Origin of the sequence: Aeromonas sobria (assembly GCF_000820145.1) — a bacterium.
In the GTDB taxonomy this organism is placed as follows: domain Bacteria; phylum Pseudomonadota; class Gammaproteobacteria; order Enterobacterales; family Aeromonadaceae; genus Aeromonas; species Aeromonas sobria.
In genome coordinates this window covers 57202-73582 of sequence record NZ_CDBW01000032.1, presented here as the reverse complement: position 1 = coordinate 73582, position 16381 = coordinate 57202, and the positions used below count along the sequence as shown (strand labels likewise).

13 protein-coding genes are annotated in these 16381 nt (G+C 59.2%); 10 read left to right on the top strand and 3 right to left on the bottom strand.

Going from position 1 to position 16381, the window contains the following annotated elements; translation table 11 throughout:
- Positions 1-261: 261 nt before the first annotated feature.
- The gene (locus tag BN1135_RS14120) at positions 262-1338 is read right to left on the bottom strand and encodes a porin (RefSeq protein ID WP_042022150.1); all 1077 of its coding nucleotides are present in this window, start codon (positions 1336-1338) and stop codon (positions 262-264) included.
- 396 nt (positions 1339-1734) lie between these two features.
- Here BN1135_RS14120 and dinG point away from each other — a divergent pair, with 396 nt between their 5' ends.
- A complete protein-coding gene (gene dinG, locus BN1135_RS14115) occupies positions 1735-3807 on the top strand; it encodes an ATP-dependent DNA helicase DinG (protein ID WP_042022147.1) in 2073 nt (690 codons plus the stop codon).
- A 144-nt stretch (positions 3808-3951) separates the two neighbouring features.
- Positions 3952-4611, top strand: coding sequence for a YccT family protein (locus BN1135_RS14110; protein ID WP_042022144.1), 660 nt, complete (start codon positions 3952-3954; stop codon positions 4609-4611).
- Positions 4612-5033: 422 nt separating this feature from the next.
- On the opposite strand, the gene ylqF is transcribed toward BN1135_RS14110, so the two are convergent.
- Positions 5034-5984, bottom strand: coding sequence for a ribosome biogenesis GTPase YlqF (ylqF, locus tag BN1135_RS14100; protein ID WP_042022138.1), 951 nt, complete (start codon positions 5982-5984; stop codon positions 5034-5036).
- A 321-nt stretch (positions 5985-6305) separates the two neighbouring features.
- Here ylqF and BN1135_RS14095 point away from each other — a divergent pair, with 321 nt between their 5' ends.
- The 8 genes from BN1135_RS14095 to uhpC all read left to right on the top strand — a co-directional run bounded on the left by BN1135_RS14095 (position 6306) and on the right by uhpC (position 14975).
- Positions 6306-7703: an alkaline phosphatase gene (locus BN1135_RS14095; protein ID WP_042022136.1), complete on the top strand. Its 1398-nt coding sequence runs from the start codon at positions 6306-6308 to the stop codon at positions 7701-7703.
- Between the two features lie 11 nt (positions 7704-7714).
- On the top strand, positions 7715-9106 hold the full coding sequence (locus BN1135_RS14090) for an alkaline phosphatase (RefSeq protein WP_042022134.1): 1392 nt from the start codon (positions 7715-7717) through the stop codon (positions 9104-9106).
- A 72-nt stretch (positions 9107-9178) separates the two neighbouring features.
- The gene (locus BN1135_RS14085; RefSeq protein ID WP_042022508.1) at positions 9179-9865 is read left to right on the top strand and encodes a hypothetical protein; all 687 of its coding nucleotides are present in this window, start codon (positions 9179-9181) and stop codon (positions 9863-9865) included.
- Between the two features lie 82 nt (positions 9866-9947).
- Positions 9948-10685, top strand: coding sequence for a substrate-binding periplasmic protein (locus BN1135_RS14080; protein WP_042022132.1), 738 nt, complete (start codon positions 9948-9950; stop codon positions 10683-10685).
- Positions 10686-10928: 243 nt separating this feature from the next.
- Complete coding sequence (rnk, locus tag BN1135_RS14075) at positions 10929-11324, top strand: nucleoside diphosphate kinase regulator (RefSeq protein WP_005334070.1); 396 nt, start codon at positions 10929-10931, stop codon at positions 11322-11324.
- A gap of 181 nt (positions 11325-11505) precedes the next feature.
- On the top strand, positions 11506-12096 hold the full coding sequence (uhpA, locus tag BN1135_RS14070) for a response regulator transcription factor UhpA (protein WP_042022130.1): 591 nt from the start codon (positions 11506-11508) through the stop codon (positions 12094-12096).
- Positions 12093-13613 (top strand): signal transduction histidine-protein kinase/phosphatase UhpB, encoded by a 1521-nt coding sequence (uhpB, locus tag BN1135_RS14065; protein WP_042022127.1) that lies wholly within the window; start codon positions 12093-12095, stop codon positions 13611-13613. Before uhpA ends, uhpB begins: the two co-directional genes overlap by 4 nt.
- Before the next feature lie 27 nt (positions 13614-13640).
- The gene (uhpC, locus tag BN1135_RS14060; RefSeq protein WP_042022125.1) at positions 13641-14975 is read left to right on the top strand and encodes an MFS transporter; all 1335 of its coding nucleotides are present in this window, start codon (positions 13641-13643) and stop codon (positions 14973-14975) included.
- 92 nt (positions 14976-15067) lie between these two features.
- Here the strand turns inward: uhpC and BN1135_RS14055 are convergent, their stop codons facing one another.
- Positions 15068-16201: a GGDEF domain-containing protein gene (locus tag BN1135_RS14055; RefSeq protein ID WP_042022123.1), complete on the bottom strand. Its 1134-nt coding sequence runs from the start codon at positions 16199-16201 to the stop codon at positions 15068-15070.
- Between the last annotated feature and the right edge of the window lie 180 nt (positions 16202-16381).

Here is a 16381-nt window from a genome sequence, read left to right as displayed (position 1 = left end):
CACAAAAGAGAACAATAACCCAATCAATCAAAGAGATAAGCAGGAAGCAGGAAGCAGGAAGCAGGAAGCAGGAAGCAGGAAGCAGGATAGATTAGCCGAGACAGACGGTGCGCCAAATATCACCATGAAAGGCGATTCACCATGCTGCTAATACGAAGCAGCTATACCGCACCGCCAAAAAGAAAAATGGCCGAGAGTTCATCTCGGCCATTCGTAGCTTGGTCAAAGACTCAAGCCAGGATATTACTCTTGTTCAACTTATTAGAAGTTGTACTGCAGAGCAACTGTCCACTGGTCGTCTTTCTTATCCAAACCTTCGATTTTGTACTCGGTATACGCTTTCAGCTTGGAAGTGAAAGCATACTGAACGCCCAACAGAGTTGCATCAATAGAATCTTTGTATGCAGCGCCCGGAGCACGAGTCTCTTCTTTGTTGTAACCGGCCAGGAAGGTCCACGCATCGACGTTGTAAGAAGCAGCCAGCTCGTAGCCCTTACCTTCGTGCTTGTTACCAGTCGCCTTGTTTTTCAGGTCGGTTTCGTTATACATGGCTGCAAAGTAGAAGCCACCGATGCCGTAGTTGGAAGAGATAGCCCAGTCAGACTTCTCGAATTTGTTGCCTGCCAGGAAAGAGCCAGCGCGGTCAGCAGTCGCTTCCAGGTCAGAACGGTTGTAACCGGCATCAAAGCCCAGACCGAAGTCAAACTTGTAACCAGCTGCAGCACCGTAACCTTTGTCCAGCTTAACGTCTTGGGTAGTCTTGCTGATGGTGTTGGAACCGACGTCTTTAACGGAAGTCACTGCATCATCATTAGTCTGGTAGGAAACTTTACCGTGGAAACCACCGAAGCTGTTGGAGTAGATGATCTGGCCTTCTTGGCGACCATCATACAGGTTACCTTCGCTACCCCACTCGTTGAAGATATCGGTTGCAACGATGGCATCGTAGTAGGCGGTGTCGGTTTGACCGAAGATGATCTTACCGTATTGAGTACCGTCAAAACCTACGTAGATATGACGAGCTTCGAATTTACCGCCAGTGCTCTCGCCTTTGGTAGCGGTAGAGCCTTTATTAATATTGTCACTGTTCTCGGAAGCAACTTGCCACTCGGTCTTGGCAATACCAGACCAAGTATTGTTCAACGCAATCTTGCCGGACCAACCCAGACGGGAAGCACCAACCAATTCAGCGTCAGAAGAGTCGTGGTCACCGTAGTAGTTAGCCTGTACACGGCCGTAAACGTCAAAGTTGGTACCGTCTTTGTCATAGATCACTGCGGCGTTAGCGGCGGATGCAAACAGAGCCGGGATAGCAATAGCCAGAATTGTCTTTTTCATAGTTTCCAATGCCTACTGTAATTAAACACTAAGTTGTTGTTATTCCCTGTGTTAGCGATGTTCTTTGCATCACTATGCCGCCGAGACTAGCACCGGACTTTTTGAACCGCAATGAAAAAACTTGGAACTTTTTATGGAAATCATAGTCAGCAAAGCGAAAGTGTGAGCCAGATCTCACCTGGTCATCCAGCAAAGGGAAAACGTTTACAAACCATTTCGCTGAAAAAACGGACTCAAACAGCCTGTTTTACAGGCTAAAGGGGCTGACCACCTGATAAATCACCAACCTGGTCTGCTGCGCGTAACCTTGCCGTGATAATCGCAGTAACCTCGACCTCAAGGAGGGGTTACAGGTATCCTTACCCTTCTGTTAACTCCCTCAATGGCCATTCCTGCATGCTCTCGACTCGCCTCAAAGCTACCATTCGTCAAACCTATCGCCAGATTTCGGATGGACTGCCCAGTTTTGTGCCGCGCAAAGAGCAGAACTTTCTGGTGGCCGAGATCGCCAAAACCCTGACTGGTGAGTACGACAAACAGCGCCGGATCCTGGTTGCCGAAGCGGGAACCGGGATCGGCAAATCCCTCTCCTATGCTCAGGGCGCCATCCCGGTGGCTCGACTGACCCAGAAAAAGCTGGTGATCTCCACTGCCACCGTGGCCCTGCAAGAGCAGCTCATTCATAAAGATCTGCCTTTTTACCACCGCCACAGCGAGCTGCCATTTCGCTTTATGCTGGTCAAGGGACGCCAGCGCTATTGCTGCGAGCATCTGCTGGAGCAAGCGGCCAGTGGCGTCGAGATGGCCAACTTCGAAATCGACTTTGGTACCTTGAGCAAGCACAAGCCGTCGGATAGCGACAAGGATCGCTTTGCCCGCCTGTGGCAGGCCTACACCGATGGCAAGTGGGACGGGGATAGAGATAACTGGCCAGAACCCATATCAGACGCCTGCTGGCAGCATATCGCCGCCGACCGCCACACCTGTAACAAGGCCCTCAGCCACCATCAACACTGCCCCTTTCATCGGGCCCGCAACGACATGGACAGTGCCGATGTGCTGGTGGTCAACCATGCGCTGCTGCTCTCCGATCTCACCATGGGCGGTGGCATCATACTGCCGCCCCCCGATGAGTGTATCTATGTACTCGATGAGGCCCATCACCTGCCCACCATTGCCCGGGATCACGGCGCTGCGTCGGCCAGCGTCAAAGGCTCCCGTCGCTGGCTGGAGAAGCTGGTACAGAGTGCGGGCAAACTGGCGCGGGCCCTCAATAAAGAGAGCCTGATCGACCCCCAACTCAAACTGCAGGATGCGCTGGCCTCCATCCAGCCCGACCTGAAAGCGGTCGAGCAGTGGCTCAGCGCCAACGATCGGCTGTTTGGCAGTGAACCCCACTACCGCTTCGCGGAAGGGGTATTACCGGATCCCCTGCCGATGCTGGCGGAAAACCTCAAGGAATCGAGCAAGAAGGCGTTGCGGGCTCTGGATCGGATGCAGAGCGCCATCGGTGAAGCGCTGAAAGATGGCGAGATCCGCCGCAAAGAGGCCGAGCCCCTGCTGGCCGAGAGTGGTTTTCACTTGCAACGGCTGGAGAGTTTCTGCGCCTTGTGGGAGATGCTGGGGCGCCATGTGCCACAGGGCAAGACCCCGCTCGCCCGCTGGATGGCCAAGAGTGACGATGGCGATATCTGGTTGCACGCCTCCCCCATCGAGGTGGGTTATCTGCTGGAAGAGTGGCTATGGTCCAAGTGTCTGGGTGCCGTGCTGGTCTCCGCGACCCTCACCGCCCTATCTTCATTTAGCTATTTTCGCCATCAGGTAGGGCTCAAGGAGCACGACGGCACCCGTTACCTGCGCCTGCGTTCCCCCTTTGAATACCAGAAGGCCGAACTCTACCTGCCCAAGATGGAGCACGAACCCAACTCGCCGGCCTTTACCAGCGAGCTCATCAGCGTGCTGCCTCGTATTCTGGCTGGCAAGGAGGCAAGCCTGGTGCTCTTCTCCTCCTATCGACAGATGAATGAAGTGGTGGCGGGACTGCGCGCCAAGGGACTCTCTCTGCTGGTGCAGGGGGAAGCCTCTCGCAACGCCCTGCTCACCTTGCACAAGCAAAAATGCGATGGCGGCCAGGCCAGCATTCTGTTTGGTACCGGCAGCTTCTCTGAGGGGCTGGATCTGCCGGGCCACTACCTTACCAATCTGGTGATCACCAAACTCCCCTTCGCGGTGCCCAACTCACCGGTCGAAGAGGCTACCGCCGAGTGGGTCGAGCAGCGGGGGGGAAATCCGTTCCTGCAACTGACGGTGCCGGAAGCCTCCCGCAAACTCATTCAGGCCTGTGGCCGCCTCATTCGCAAAGAGGCCGATCGGGGCCGAGTCACCATTCTCGACCGGCGGCTGTTAACCAAACGCTATGGCAAAGGATTGCTCGACGCACTCCCCCCCTTCACTCGACGGATCGAGTGAGGTCTGCGCCTCCTTTATTGATATAAAAGCAGACAACAGAGTGAACGATGCGCACCAGAAAGAGCCATTGCCGCAGTGGGCCAAACCTGCAAAAATGAGCCCCTGTTTTCAGTGGGCAATCGCCTGACTGTTCAAGGAGATGAAATGAAACTGACTGTTCTGGTACCGGCGCTGGCTGGTCTGTTGTGGGCCGGTAGCGCCTTGGCTAATGCTCAATTGGAAGTGTCCAATCCCTATGTCGTCCAGCTGATCGATGGCCAATCCATCAACCCCAAGCTGCTCGACAAAACCAGTACCTTCCCCCTCACTGCCGGCAAACACCAGTTGGTCATCGCCTTTGAAGGCAACTTCTCCAACCGCAGCGAGATCAAGCTGGTGACCGCCGAGCCGCTGGTGCTCAACTTCACTGCCGCCGATAACCAGAAGCTGGTGCTGGACTACAAAAAGCCCCGCAACGAAACCGAGGCCAAGCAGTTTGTCAAAGATCAGCAAGTGGCACTGAAAGACAAGGTCACTGGCCAGCAAGTGAGCAGCGAACAGTTTGTGATGCCAAAAGTAGAAGGCTTCCAGCTGACCCGTGACTATCAGCAAGAGCTGATCAACATTGGCAAAGCCTTCAACCAGCCAACCACAGTAGCCGTCTCTACCGCTGCCGTGATGGCTGCTGCCAGCGCGCCAGTTGCTGCTGCTCCGAGCAAGGCCCAGAGCAACCCGGAAGCCCTGACCCAGCTGCAAAACTGGTACAACAAAGCCGATGCAGAAACCCGCAAAGCCTTCCAGATCTGGGTTATCCAGCAGCAATAAGCTGGGTTGATATCTCTTTACAGGGGTGTCGGTACTGAAATGTCTGCATAGCAAAGGGGAGCCGAGCTCCCCTTTTCCATATCCAGCAGTGTCACCTCACCTTGTTTGCGCACTTTACTGTATGAATTTCCTCTACAAAAAGTGCTGCTTGGCGCGGAAGAACAGCGCCATGTCGCGGCACATTTTCAATCCCCCCCTCTGCTACCCGAGGCGGCGAGCCAACGCTGTGGCGAAGATCTTTCTTGCCAGGCACACCGACATGGCCACCGTACAATGCCATCAAAAAATGCCATACAACAAATGCCATAAAACAGAAGAGGCGACCCTTGGGGTCGCCTCTTCTAGTTTCGTCACTGTGCTAACGCTGACTCGGCCGGGTTTTGCCAACGGTTAGCGGGCGAAACGGGATACGTGGCCGCTCACTACTTTTGACGCTTGCGGGCGTACTTGCGACGGGCTCTGGCCTGGCGCTCTTCCTCCCGCTCTGCTTTCTCACTGGCTTTTTGCGCCGCTTCTTCAGCTGCGCTAACGATCTCGACGCTCACCATCTCCGGGGTTTCCAGCGAGATGCGGCCAAGCAGGCCGGAGCGGAACTCGTTGATCAGGATCTCGGACGCCTTGTGCAGATCGGCCAGACCGCCTTTGCGCACGAAGGCCCGTTGGCGGGCGATCATCTCCAGCAGTTCGATCTCGGTCTCGGGCAGATCGGTTATCTGGTAGCGCGCCTTGATCCGCTCCGGATAGGCCTTGATAAAGTAGTCGGCCGCAAACATGGCGATATCGGCATAGTCGAACACCGTATCCTTGATGGCCGCAGTGATCGCCAGACGATAGCCGCAGGAGGGCGGGTTGAGCTTGGGCCAGAGGAAACCCGGGGTATCGGTCAGGATGACGTTGTTTTCCAGCTTGATCCGCTGCTGGGACTTGGTCACCCCCGCCTCGTTGCCGGTGCGGGCGATGATGCGCCCCGCCAGAGTATTGATCAGGGTGGACTTGCCCACGTTGGGGATCCCCATGATCATCGCCCGCACGCCACGTAGCTCAAAGTTGCGTTCCGGTAGCATCTCGTGACAGAGGCTCAGCAGTTGCTTGATCTTCTCCGGCTCTTGTTGCGTCAGCGGCAGCGCTTTGATCCCCTTCTCTTTTTCCATGTGCGCCACCCACAGTTCGGTGATCGCCGGATCGGCGAGGTCCGCCTTGTTCAGCACCTTGATCACCGGGGTATCACCACGCAGCTCGGGCACCAGCGGGTTTTCGCTGGAGAAGGGGATGCGGGCATCGAGCATCTCGATGATGACATCGACCTGGGGCATGACCTCGGCAATCTCTTTGCGGGCCTTGTGCATGTGACCGGGGAACCAGTTGATGGACATTCGCGTTACTCTCTGTGGACTATGGGGGCGCGTAAGGAACTACGGCCGCTCGGTGGCAGGCATCGAACGAAGGGGGCGCATTTTACCTGCTGCAGCCGCATTTTGACAGGTCATTCTAACCATCACGCCATCAAATCAGCAAACCGCCATGACGGGGCGCCCGGGCCGGAAAAGATCCGTTCAGTCAGAGCAACTGATAGATAACATATTGATATAATGTAACATTTTTATCATCTTTTCACACAACCGTCACCGATAGTCAGTAAAAGTGTCATCTGCGACCTCTAGGCTGCGCTCAGGTTTTACAAGGAGCGAACCCCAATGAGAAAAATGGCAGGACTTGCAGTGATGATCGGCGCCGCCCTGGCCGCCGGCTGCAAATCAGACAATGACACGGTGGCGACCAAGCCCGCCGACCAGCCCACCAACATCATCTTCTTCCTCGGTGATGGCATGGGCCTCAACACCCTGACGGCGGCCCGCATCTACGGTGTCGGCGAAGAGGGTGATCTGACCATCGATACCCTGCCAGAGACGGCCTTTATCAAGACCTTCTCCCACGACTCCCAGGTCACTGACTCGGCCCCCTCCATGGCGGCCTACATGACCGGGGTCAAGAGCAACAATGGCGTCATCAGCATGGACGGCGATGCCACCTATGAAAGCGACTGCAGCAAGAGTGCCGGCAAGCCGGTGACTACCCTGCTGGAGCTGGCCAAGGCCGATGGCCGCGGTACTGGCGTGGTAACCAGTACCCGGGTGACCCACGCCACTCCGGCGGCTACCTATGCCCATATCTGCAACCGGGATCTGGAGGTGGATATCGCCGCCCAGCTGGTGCCGGGCGGCAAAGGCTATAACAGCGCCCTCAAGGAGGGGCTGGATGTGGTGCTCGGGGGCGGCAGCAGCTTCTTCCTACCCAAAGCCGACAAGGGCAAGCGGGAGGATGGCCGCAACCTCATCAGCGAAATGCAGGCCAAAGGCTATCAATTTGCCAGCAATCTGGATGAGCTGAACAAGGTCGACGCGGGCAAACCGCTGTTGGGTCTGTTTGGTTCCAGCCACATGAAATATGACCTGGACCGCCCCGCCAGCGAGCCGTCACTGGCCCAGATGACCCTGGCTGCCATCAAACAGCTCAAGGGCAAGGAGAAGGGTTACTTCCTGATGGTGGAAGGGGGCCGCATCGATCACGCCCTGCACGACACCAACGCCAAGCGGGCGCTGCAAGATACCCTCGCCTTCGACAATGCCATCAAGGCAGCCATCGACGAGGTGAAAAAAAGCGACCCCGAACTGAAAAACACCCTGATCGTGGTCACCGCCGACCATGACCATACGCTAGTGCTGAACGGCTATGCCAAACGTACCGGCAAGACCACCGCCAATAATCCGGGGGTTCTGGGGTTGGTGAAAAACTACGAGACAGGGGATCCCAGCAAGGATAGCGAGGGCATGCCCTACACCATTATCGGTTTTGGCAACGGCTACAACCGGGTGGATGGCCCGCGCAGCAGCGTCGCCCCGCTCGACGATGCCACCGTCTCCGCCAATGACTACCACCAGGAAGTGGTGGTCAAGGTGGGCGAGATAGGCAACGAGACCCACGGCGGCACCGACGTCTTCCTCGGCGCCATCGGCCAGGGAGCGGAGAGCTTCCATGGCTCACTCGATAACACCGCCGTGTTCGGCAAGATCAAGGCTGCGGCCAAGCTGTAAGGAGCACTTTCATGAGCAAACAGATGAACACATCCATCAAGCACACGCTGGTCTGCGCCGCCCTGTTCAGTGCGCTGGGCGCAACCTCCCAGGCACAGGCCGGTGATGCCAAAAACGTCATCCTCTTTATCGGTGATGGCATGGGCCCCACCGTGCTCACCGCTACCCGCCTGTTCAAGGTGGGAGAAGAGGGCAATCTGGAGATGATGAAACTGCCGCGCAGTGCCCGCATCAAGACCTTCTCCAACGATGCCCAGACCACCGACTCGGCACCCTCCATGGCGGCCTACACCACCGGGGTCAAAATGAACAACGAGGTGATCGCCATGAGTAGCGACACCAAGGCGGTAGCGCCAGCCAAGGATATCAACGGCAACAAAACTGACAACAAATGCAGCAGCGATAACGGCAAGCCGGTGCCCACCATCCTGGAGCTGGCCAAGGCGGCAGGCAAATCGGTTGGCGCCGTCACCACCACCGAGCTGACCCACGCCACCCCGGCGGCCACTTACTCCCACATCTGCCATCGGGATGCCGCCTATGATATCGCCGCGCAGGCCGTCCCGGGGGGCGCTGGCTATAACAGTGCCCTCAAGGATGGGGTCGATGTGCTGATGGGCGGTGGTGCCAACCACTGGACCCCTTACAGCGCCAGCAACAAGGGCGGTCGCAATGACAACCGCGACCTGACCGCCGAGATGAAGGCGCAGGGGTACAGCTATGTCACCACCCAAAGTGAACTGGCCCAGGTCACCAGTGGCAAGGTGCTCGGTCTGTTCAGCAGCAAATCCCACCTCGACTACGAGCTGGATCGGGTTGCCAAGGGGTCGGCCAATACCCAGCCGTCGCTCTCCGAGATGACCGCCAAGGCGATCGATCTGCTGAGCCAGAACAGCCAGGGCTACTTCCTGATGGTCGAGGGTGGCCGGATCGATCACGCCCTGCACGCCACCAACGCCAAACGATCTCTCACCGATGCGGTGGCGCTGGATGAAGCGGTCAAGACGGCGCTCGGTAAAGTGGACCTCAGCAATACCCTGATCGTGGTCACCGCCGACCATGACCACACCATGACCATCAACGGCTACTCCGCCAAGGGCAACCCGGTGCTGGATCTGGTGAAAAATGGCGACGGCTCGACCCAGAACGACGTGGATGGCAAGCCCTTCACCACTCTGGTGTTCGGCAACGGTCCCAACCGTGCAAACGTGCGCCCCGTCCTCACCAGCGATCAGGTGATGGCCAATGACTATCTGCAGGAGACCGGCGTCAAGCTGGTATCGGAAACCCACGGCGGCGGCGATGTGATGCTGTTCGCCGATGGCGCCGGCAGCAACCGCTTCAAAGGCACGCTGGATAACACCAAGGTGTTTGGCAAACTGCGGGAGGCGCTCGGCCTGTAAGCAGCGGGGGCCCGGGAGCACCTGAGCAATCGACTCAGCGGCCCGGGCCCCGGCTCTTTCGAGCGACAGATGATGATGCGACTTTTACTTTCGTTATGGCTGCTTGGCAGCACCCTCGCCTTCCCCCTCCATGCCGACGATTCCCCCCCGGATCTCGCGGCCCGGATCAGCTATCATGACCGGGTCACCGGCAGCGATGGCATCGCCAGAGAGAGCGTCTGGCAAGAGAAGTGGCTGCGAGTAGGCAATCAGGTGTGGAGCCAGCGGCTCATTCCCCTCCCCCTTGCCCGTGCCTATCACGCCACTCACGACGCCACGCCCGGCCACAAGCACTTTACCCACCAGATGGCCGCCCGCTGGGTCAGTCGCAGTGATGAGGGTGAACTTCAGTTGCGCTATGCCGACAGCTGGCACAACCAACTGGTGGAGGTGCCGGTGGAAGAGTATGGCCAGGTGGCCTTCAAACCCGACTGGCCGCGGATCCGCCATCTCGTCAACCCGGCGCTGATCGAAGGGATGACTCCGCTGGATGAGACCGCCCCCGAGCAGGCCCGCTGGTATCAAAAACGCGAAGGGCGGCAACGAACCCGCATCCTCTGGTCGCATCAGTGGCAGATCCCGCTGGTGGTCGAGTCGGCCAGCCTCGATGGCTATCGCAGCTACCGGATGGAGGTGACCCTGCGCAAGCTGCCCGCTCAGCTCCCCTGGTTGCAACTCGCCGATTACGAAGTGCGCGATTTGCGGGATTTCTTCGACTGAGATCCCAACCCTTCAGCGGGTGGAAAGACAACGCAGGCAGGAATGTTACACTCTGACCATTCGACTCTGGCTCACGATCTTGATGCGCGCTCTCTGCCTGCCCTTTTTTGCCCTGCTGTTATTGCTGGTACACACCGGCGCCCAGGCTATTGTGCTGGTGGCGGCCGAGCTGCCCCCCTATGTCATTCGCTCCTCTCACGGCAAACCAAGCGGTGTCGCCATCGAGATCATGGAAGAGGCCGCACGACGCCTCAAAGAACCGCTCACCATCGAGTTGATGCCGCTGGCACGGGCGCTCACCCAAACCGCGCATCGCAAGGATGTCTTGCTGATCCCGCCGGTGCGCAGCTCTCAACGGGAACACCTCTACTACTGGGTGACACCGATCCTCGATGACGATTTTGTCATCGTCAGCGATCGCCGGTTTCATCCTGCCCCGCTCAGGGTGACTGATCTCCCCCCGCTGCAGGTCGGCACCCTGCGCTACTCCTTCGGTCAGCATCTGCTCAGACAACGACTCCAGCTTGAGAGTGATACTGTGGCTACCGAGAAGCTCAATGCCCAGAAATTGAATCGGGGTCGCATCGATGCTTGGGTGGCCGCCTGGAACGCCATCCTCTACAACCAGCGCCTTGGTGCTTTGCCGACCGACCTGCTGGTACGCGGGGAGACCCTGATGCGCACCCAGTTTTATGTCGCGGCCAGCAAGGATTTCCCCTTCACCGAAGGTCGTCGCTGGCAAGCCGTGATCGACGAGATGCGCCATGATGGCACCCTGGCGCGGATCATCCGTCAGTACAACTATCAGGCTCCTGAGTAGTCACTCAGTCACGGTTGCCAAGGCCAGCCAGAATGGTTATGGTAGCCCCATGAAAATACTCGTTATTTCCTCGCATTTGCTCACACCCTGCTGAGCCCCCGCCTCGCTCCTTCGGCCGCGAGTCGTTTGGGGGCATGGCATTTTCACTGTTTTGAATCTGTGTAAACCATTGTGTGACATCCAGCGTACTGGCCAGCCTTCCCTTGTCGGCCTGGCCTCTCTGCTATTGATAAGGAATATCCTATGAAACAACCTCATCTCGTTATCTCCAGCCTTGATCTGGACCGTATCGAACAACTGCTCGGCAACCACCCGCAGCATCTGGCCCTGCAAGAAGAGCTGGACCGCGCCGAGATCCGCGAACCGGCCGACATGCCGCCGGACGTGGTCACCATGAACAGCAAGGTGCGCTTCAAGATGCAGAGCAGCGGCAACGAGTTCTGCCTCACCCTGGTCTACCCGCGCGATGCCAAGGGCGACGAGAGCAACATCTCGGTACTGGCGCCGGTGGGCAGTGCCCTGCTCGGCCTGAAAGTGGGCGACAGCATTGCCTGGCCGGGCCCCGCCGGGCGCACCATCGAGGTGGAAATTCTGGAAGTGGTCTATCAGCCGGAGCGTGCCGGCGAGCTGCACCGCTGACTCCCGTTGCGGGCAGGCCAGCTCGGGAGGCCAGCCCGCACAGCCTGATCCCGATCAAGCTTCCCTTGCTTATCGAGCCGATTTTCCCCCTATCGTCCCCCGCCCCTTGAGCCTGACTCGGGGGGCAGGTATCTTGTTGGCCGCGTCATGGTCATGACGCACCGAATTTCAGGCTGACATCATGATAAAAATTGCCCTTATCGACGATCACCAGATCGTCCGATCCGGTTTTGCCCAACTGCTCAATCTGGAGCCCGATCTGCAGGTGGTCGCCGAATTCGGCTCCGCCAGTGACGCCCTTGCCGGTCTGCCCGGCAGCGGGGCGCGGGTCTGTGTCTGCGACATTTCGATGCCAGACCAATCGGGGCTGGAGCTGCTCAAGCAGCTCCCCTCCGGTCTGGCGGTGGTGATGCTCTCGGTTCACGACAGCCCCGCCCTCATTGAGCAGGCGCTGCAAACCGGTGCCAAGGGATTTCTCTCCAAACGCTGCAGCCCGGACGAGCTGATCGCCGCCGTGCGTACCGCGGCTCTGGGTGGCTGCTACCTGACGCCGGACATCGCCCAGAAGCTGGCCAGCAGCAGCCGGGATCCCCTCACCAATCGGGAGCGGGAGATTGCCCAGTTACTGGCGCAGGGGCTGGAGGTGAAGGCCATCGCCGAGCAGCTCGGCCTCTCCCCCAAGACGGTACATGTCCATCGCGCCAACCTGATGGACAAGCTCAAGGTCAGCAACAACGTCGAGCTGGCCCACCGCATGCTGGATAGCTGGTGATCTCCCGTCTGGCCAGCTATGTCGCCATCGCCCTGGCGGCCAGCTTCATCTTTGCCGCCGGCTGGTTTTGCCTCTGGAGCATCAGCCTGCATCTGGCGGGTGGCCCGGCGCTGGCGGTGCTGCTGTTCCCCTTCGGCCTGCGCTTGGGGCTGCTGCTGCAAAGCCCCGGCCACTACTGGCCGCCACTGCTATTGTGCGAAGGGCTGCTGCTCTACTGGCTCAATCTGGAGGTGGGGCTGCCCCACTGGCAGTGGCTGATCGTGGGCAGTGTGATCACCCTGCTGCCCCTGTGGATTGCCCGCCGCCAACAGGTATACAACGACTGGCAGCAACTGTTGTTGCTGCTGGCCACCGTCACGGCGGCGGCACTGCTGCAAGCCCTGCTCTGGTATCTGGTGGGGGAAGATGGCCTCTCGGCCCTGCTGCTCACCCTCACCGGCGGCCTGACCCTCACCACGACCTGCATGTTGATCTGGCACTACCTCACCCGCGCCACCTGGGTGCCGCTGGGCCCTGCGCTGGTGGATCAGCCGGTGGACTGGCGCTTTCGCCATCTGGTCTGGTATCTGCTGCTCTTTATCCTGAGCCTTGGCTTGCAACTGGGCTTACCCAACTCGCTGGTGCGCTTCACCCCGTTTTGTCTGGCCATCCCCATCATCGCCATGGCGTGGCGCTACGGCTGGCAGGGGGCGCTGCTCGCCACCCTGATGAACACCATCGCCCTGCTGGCGAGCCAGGCCTGGCATGATCACCCCCTCGACCTGCTGCTCTCCCTGCTGGCCCAGAGCCTCACCGGCCTGCTGCTCGGCGCCGGGATCCAGCGCCAGCGGGAACTCAATCAGGCGCTAACCCGCCAGCTCGCCCACAATCGCCAGCTCACCGAGCGGCTGCTGGAGACCGAGGAGAGCATCCGCAAGGAGGTGGCGCGCGAACTGCACGACGATATCGGCCAGACCATCACCGCCATTCGTACCCAGGCTGGCATAGTGCGCCGTCTCGCCCCTGACAACGCAGGTGTAGTTCAGAGCAGCGCCCTCATCGACACCCTGTCGCTCGGGATCTACGACGCGGTGCGCGGCCTGCTCGGGCGGCTGCGCCCGCGCCAGCTCGACGACATGACCCTGGAGCAGGCGGTGCGCGCCCTGCTGCGGGAGCTGGAGTTGGAACGTCACGGCATCGTCACCCGACTGGAGTGGCAGCTGGCGGATGGGGATCTCTCCGATGCCCAGCGGGTCACCCTGTTTCGGGTCTGTCAGGAGGGGCTCAACAACGTGGTCAAACATGCCAATGCCCACTCGGTCACCATTCGCGCCCGGGCCAGTGGCGAACAGCTGCAACTGGTGCTGGAAGATGATGGCCGCGGTCTGCCAGAGAGCCGCCCGCAACAGGGCTATGGCCTGCTCGGCATTCGCGAGCGGGTGCAGGCGCTCGGGGGCAGTCTGCAACTCTCCTGCATCCACGGTACCCAGCTGACGGTCAACCTGCCCAGTCGCAAACGGGAGGAGAGTCATGGCTGATCACCATCATCACCAGAGGGCCAGCCTGTGCTGAGTTTTATGAGAAGCGCACCGCCCCAACCCCTTATCCGGGATCAGGCCGAGATCGACGCCACCTATCGCCACTGGCGACTGCACCTGCTGCTGACCATGTATCTGGGCTATGCGGTGTTCTACTTCACCCGCAAGAGCTTCAACTTCGCCATGCCGGACATGCTGGCGAGCGGCATGCTGGACAAGTCCGACATCGGCATGCTGTGGACCCTGTTCTATCTCACCTACGGCTGCTCCAAGTTTTTCTCCGGCATCATCAGTGACCGCGCCAATCCGCGCTACTTCATGGGGGTCGGACTGATTGCCACCGGCGTCATCAATATCCTGTTCGGCCTCTCGTCGGCACTCTGGATGTTTGCCGCCCTCTGGGTCGCCAACGCCTTCTTTCAGGGCTGGGGCTGGCCCCCCTGCTCCAAGCTGCTCACCAGCTGGTATTCGCGCACCGAGCGCGGGGTCTGGTGGTCGGCCTGGAACACCGCCCACAACGTGGGCGGGGCGCTGATCCCCCTCATCGTCAGCACCATCGCCCTGCAACATGGCTGGCGCTACGGCATGATAGTGCCCGGCCTTATCGCCATCGTCGCGGGGTTGTTCCTCTGCTGGCGGCTGCGGGATACCCCGAGCGCCATGGGATTACCAACAGTGGGCGAGTGGCGAAATGATGCCATGGAGCTAGCCCAGCAGACCCAGGATGCGGGGCTCTCCCACCGCCAGATCCTGAGTAAATATGTGCTGGGCAACCCCTATATCTGGCTGCTGGCCTGCTGTTACGTGCTGGTCTATGTGGTCCGCACCGCCATCAATGACTGGGGCAACCTCTATATGACCGAGCAGCGCGGCTTCAATCTGATGAGCGCCAACTCGGCCATCTCCATGTTCGAGGTGGGGGGCTTTATCGGCGCTCTGGTGGCGGGCTGGGGATCGGACAAGCTGTTCAATGGCAACCGCGGCCCGATGAACCTGATCTTTGCGGTGGGGATCCTGCTGGCGGTGGGGTCGCTGTGGCTGATGCCCTTCTTCAGCTATGTGATGCAGGCGGCCTGTTTCTTTACCATCGGCTTCTTCGTGTTCGGCCCCCAGATGCTGATCGGCATGGCGGCGGCGGAGTGCTCCCACAAAAACTCGGCGGGGGCAGCCACCGGCTTTGTCGGCCTGTTTGCCTACATGGGAGCGGCGCTGTCGGGCTATCCGCTGGCCAAGGTGATGGAGATCTGGCACTGGAACGGCTTCTTCGTGGTGATCTCGGTGGCCGCGGGCGTCTCGGCCCTGCTGCTGCTCCCCTTCCTCAAGGCGCAGGCACCGAGAACAGCTCAAGCGAATTCAGAGTAGCGGGTGGCAGCTGACAAGCCATATCCGGCAAGCGGAAACAGCCAGGGCGCGGATCACAGCGCCCTGCTTTTATCCCTGAATCTATCCCTGCATCAGGCAGCCTGACAGACTCGGTTCTTCCCTTCCCGCTTGGCCCGATAGAGGGCATCGTCTGCGCGGCGGAACAGGCGGTCAAAGTGCCACTCCCCCTGCCAGTGAGCGACCCCCATGCTGACGGTGATATGGATCCCATCCACCTCGCTGGCCGCAAGCTGAACCAGCAGTGACTGGCAATGGACGCTCGCCTCCTCTGCGGTGGCATGGCGAAACAGCAGCACAAACTCCTCGCCACCAAAGCGACCGGCCAACACTCCCTCCCGCTCGCGCAGCACCAGCCCGACTCGCTCCAGCACCCGATCGCCGACCTCATGACCATACCGATCGTTGATCTGCTTGAAGTCATCCAGATCAAGCACCACCAGCGCCCCCTGTGGTGCAGGCCGTCCCCGGGCCAGACGTTCCATAAAACCACGGCGATTGAACAACCCGGTCAGCAGGTCATGACTGGCCTGATAGCGCAGCTCCAGCGCCCGGTGCTGGTTGCAGAGCAGCAGCACCCCGAAGGTAAGCATGGAACTGCCCACCAGCATGGAGACATAGGGCAACACGTTAAACAACTGGCGCTGGAACGGGCTTTCGATCACCTCGCCCCACACGGCAAACATCCGCATCAGGGTCATGGCAATCAGCACCAGATGCAGGCCAATCAGCACCCAGACCGCCACCTGATAATCGGGTCGGCCGTGACGCCAGAGCTGCCAGATGATCAGCGTACTGAGCCCGAGGAAGGTGGCGCTGCTGATCATCACCCGCACCGCAATCCGGCCATCGATGGCGACCGACCAGGTCATGATGATGGCAAACAGCAGGATAAATCCCCAACAGGCACGCCAGCCGGGCGGTTGACGGAAGAAGCAGCGTTGGGCGATCAGCAGCAACAACACATGAAAAATCAGGAAGACATTGCCAACCCAAGAGCCATAGGGGGTGGGGGTCAGCAGCAGACTGGCGAATCCCGCCTGACCCAGCATGGCAAACAGGCTGGACCACCACCAGACCCCGACGCCGGGAATATCGTTGTGGGTGACACGAATGATGGTGAGAGTGAGGAAACCGAGACAATAGCCACACAAGGCCATGATCATCAAAGTAAAAATATCCAGCTTGAGCAGTAGTGAGGCGTCCATACCAAAGCCATGCAGAGAGGGTAACTGAGTATATGAGAAGCGTTTGCCAAGACCCAGAGGCCCCTGACCGTTTTCACAATAAAAACATCCAGTTCACCTGTTTTCGCGCTGCCATATCACTATCGCCATGCCGTCACCAGATACTCGATTCATACCCGCTAATGAGAACAACCAGACTAA

Bases quoted from the DNA above. Each gene is read 5' to 3' on its own strand.
- BN1135_RS14120 (WP_042022150.1), bottom strand. From the start codon at position 1,338: ATGAAAAAGACAATTCTGGCTATTGCTATCCCGGCTCTGTTTGCATCC.
- BN1135_RS14080 (WP_042022132.1), top strand. From the start codon at position 9,948: ATGCGCGCTCTCTGCCTGCCCTTTTTTGCCCTGCTGTTATTGCTGGTA.
- BN1135_RS14085 (WP_042022508.1), top strand. From the start codon at position 9,179: ATGATGCGACTTTTACTTTCGTTATGGCTGCTTGGCAGCACCCTCGCC.
- BN1135_RS14095 (WP_042022136.1), top strand. From the start codon at position 6,306: ATGAGAAAAATGGCAGGACTTGCAGTGATGATCGGCGCCGCCCTGGCC.
- ylqF (WP_042022138.1), bottom strand. From the start codon at position 5,984: ATGTCCATCAACTGGTTCCCCGGTCACATGCACAAGGCCCGCAAAGAG.
- dinG (WP_042022147.1), top strand. From the start codon at position 1,735: ATGCTCTCGACTCGCCTCAAAGCTACCATTCGTCAAACCTATCGCCAG.
- BN1135_RS14110 (WP_042022144.1), top strand. From the start codon at position 3,952: ATGAAACTGACTGTTCTGGTACCGGCGCTGGCTGGTCTGTTGTGGGCC.
- uhpA (WP_042022130.1), top strand. From the start codon at position 11,506: ATGATAAAAATTGCCCTTATCGACGATCACCAGATCGTCCGATCCGGT.
- BN1135_RS14055 (WP_042022123.1), bottom strand. From the start codon at position 16,201: ATGGACGCCTCACTACTGCTCAAGCTGGATATTTTTACTTTGATGATC.
- BN1135_RS14090 (WP_042022134.1), top strand. From the start codon at position 7,715: ATGAGCAAACAGATGAACACATCCATCAAGCACACGCTGGTCTGCGCC.
- rnk (WP_005334070.1), top strand. From the start codon at position 10,929: ATGAAACAACCTCATCTCGTTATCTCCAGCCTTGATCTGGACCGTATC.